The organism is Coprobacter sp. (assembly GCF_982436375.1).
The window spans coordinates 1-2,583 of sequence record NZ_CEWDCG010000295.1 but is presented as its reverse complement, the minus strand read 5'-3'; the positions used below and the strand labels follow the sequence as shown (position 1 = coordinate 2,583).

General features: G+C 35.3%; 2 protein-coding genes. Both read right to left on the bottom strand.

All coding sequences use genetic code 11. The features are described 5' to 3' along the window. Positions 1–365: 365 nt before the first annotated feature. Positions 366–989, bottom strand: a complete 624-nt coding sequence (locus tag AC1WHX_RS11810; RefSeq protein ID WP_278585858.1) for a glycosyltransferase family 2 protein — start codon at positions 987–989, stop codon at positions 366–368. A gap of 125 nt (positions 990–1,114) precedes the next feature. Further along, positions 1,115–2,512: a chromosomal replication initiator protein DnaA gene (dnaA, locus tag AC1WHX_RS11805; protein ID WP_481229439.1), complete on the bottom strand. Its 1,398-nt coding sequence runs from the start codon at positions 2,510–2,512 to the stop codon at positions 1,115–1,117. Between the last annotated feature and the right edge of the window lie 71 nt (positions 2,513–2,583).

Here is a 2,583-nt window from a genome sequence, read left to right as displayed (position 1 = left end):
CTCCATATTAAAAGAAAAACTAAACTTTTTTCTTTATAAAAACAAATCAAAAGATGATAAAGAACCTTTAAGCTTCTAATTTCGTCTTTCCTTTTAAAATTAACTGACGAATAAAATCTTGTCGCTTACACTGCGTCTTATTCTTACAACGATTTTGCAATATATATAAGAACCCCATGTATTTATTCCTCTTTTCCTTGCCAATTTCAAAAGCTCTTCTTTACTGTATCGCTCCCGATCTTGAGGAGATAAAAAAGAATCATACTTTCCAAATAGAAAATGGGTGAACCAACATACAAATATATAATGGACTTTAGAGAATACATTCCATGCCCCAACTTTATTATAAAAGAATTTATCCCAATTTATAATCTGTTGCACTGATGGCGTGTTAGTAGAAGTCCAAGTGTCTTGTCCCTTATGTCTGGAATATAAAATAATGAAGGGTCATCAAAAAGTACCGTATTCCCGTAACCAGACATTTTTACTAAGAAAGGCCAATCATTGAATTTGTTGAATTTCTCATACTCGATAGCAGTTTCCTTAAAATCGACAGTCCGATATAATGCTGTCGCATACGCAATACGTTCTAAAAAATACATATGCGAAGCAAAGTCTTTTTGTTTTTCAAAATAATAATAATCAGAAACTATCGATTCCGGCATTCCGGGAAAATCATCATCAAAAAATTCTGTATAACGTGTTGTAATAAGAGATATATCATCTTTTTCATTCAAGACTTGCAAAGCCAGTTCTAAATATAAAGGATGCAAAATATCGTCATCATGAAATAACATCACATATTTTCCGGATGCAATTTCTTGTGCCTTTTTGAAATTTCCAAGAAATCCTTTTGTCCTGATGTATCTTACTCCACGAGAAGAAAAGCGTTCTACTGCCGATAACGTATTATCTGTACTTTCATTATCAAGCACAGTAATTTTGCTAACTCCTGCCGATTGATTTAACAGACTCTCTATAGAGAGCATCAGATAATATCCACTCTATTATGAGTCATTATATAAATATCTATATCATCAAACGTATATTTCATTACAACATGAACTAAAACCAGACAGTTTTAACATTGTTCCGGGACAGGAGTAACCGAGGTCTATTTTTTTAAAGATTCTTCTATTTCAAGAACATTAGCTCTTAAAGCTTTATCAATTTCTAATTGTTCACTGATCGTTTTACATGCGTGCAAAACAGTGGCATGATCCTTTTTTCCCAATATATCTCCGATACGGGACAATGAGTAATCGGTATATTTTTTTGACAGATACATAGATATTTGACGTGCCTGAACAATTTCTCTTTTACGAGTCTTTGCCTGAAGAAGTTTAGGATCCATATCATAAAATCCGCAAACTTTTTCTTGAATGAGTTCTATTGTAACCTGTTTCTTCTCGACATGAACGCTGGTCGAAAGGACACGTTCTGCCAAATCGATCGTTATTTCACGATTAAATATCGTAGAACGAGCCATCAACGAAACAATAATCCCTTCCAGATCGCGAACATTATCGGCCACATTACGAGCAATATAATCAACTACTTCTTCCGAAATAGGTAAACCGTCTTGATGTATCTTATTTAAAAGAATATTTCTACGCAACTCATAATCAGGCCTTTCTACTTCTGCTGTAAGCCCCCACTTAAAACGAGTCAACAAACGGGGAACCATGCCCTCCAAAGAAACGGGCGGACGATCTGAAGTAAGTACCAGTTGCTTATTATTCTGATGTAAATGATTGAAAATATGGAAAAAGGTATTCTGTGTTCCGGTTTTTCCTGCCAAATCCTGAATATCATCAATCAACAAGACATCTATACTTTGATAGAAATTGATAAAATCATTGACTGTATTGCTTCTGACAGCATTTGTATATTGTACCTGAAAAAGATGAGAAGACAAATACAAAACACGTGCCGAAGGATCTTTTTCCTTTATACGTATACCGATAGCCTGCACCAAATGTGTTTTTCCAACGCCCGATTCTCCGTACAAAAACAAAGGGTTAAAGGCTGTCTTACCGGGTTTTTCAGCAATAGACTCACCTGCTGTACGAGCAAGCTTATTACTTACTCCCGAATAATAATTTTCAAAATTATAAACCGGATTCAATTGCGAGTCCAATTCTTCATACACCTGCTGTTTAAACGGATCAGGAACATGAGTTGCAGGAGCGCTTACCTGCGGCACTGCATTAACAGATTTATTAGCTCCGGCAACAACGACATCCGTTTTGGGATTCTCTACGACACCAACCTGATACTTCAATTGCACCCCGTTTCCAAAAACGCGATACAACACTCGTTGCAGAAGATCTATATAATGCTCTTCCAGATATTCGTAAAAGAAATAAGAAGGAACACCAAGTGTCAAGACATTATTGTCAAAGCTTAAAGCCCTGACCGGAGTAAACCACATAACATAAGCGCTCTCCGAAAGATTGTCCTTAATAATGTCCAAACAGCGGTTCCACAAAGTGACATGATTTGAACTCATTTTTATCAATCAAATTTTTCTATCAAAATCAAAAACAGGATTACAAAATTTGATATTCTTTTCGAGAAAAA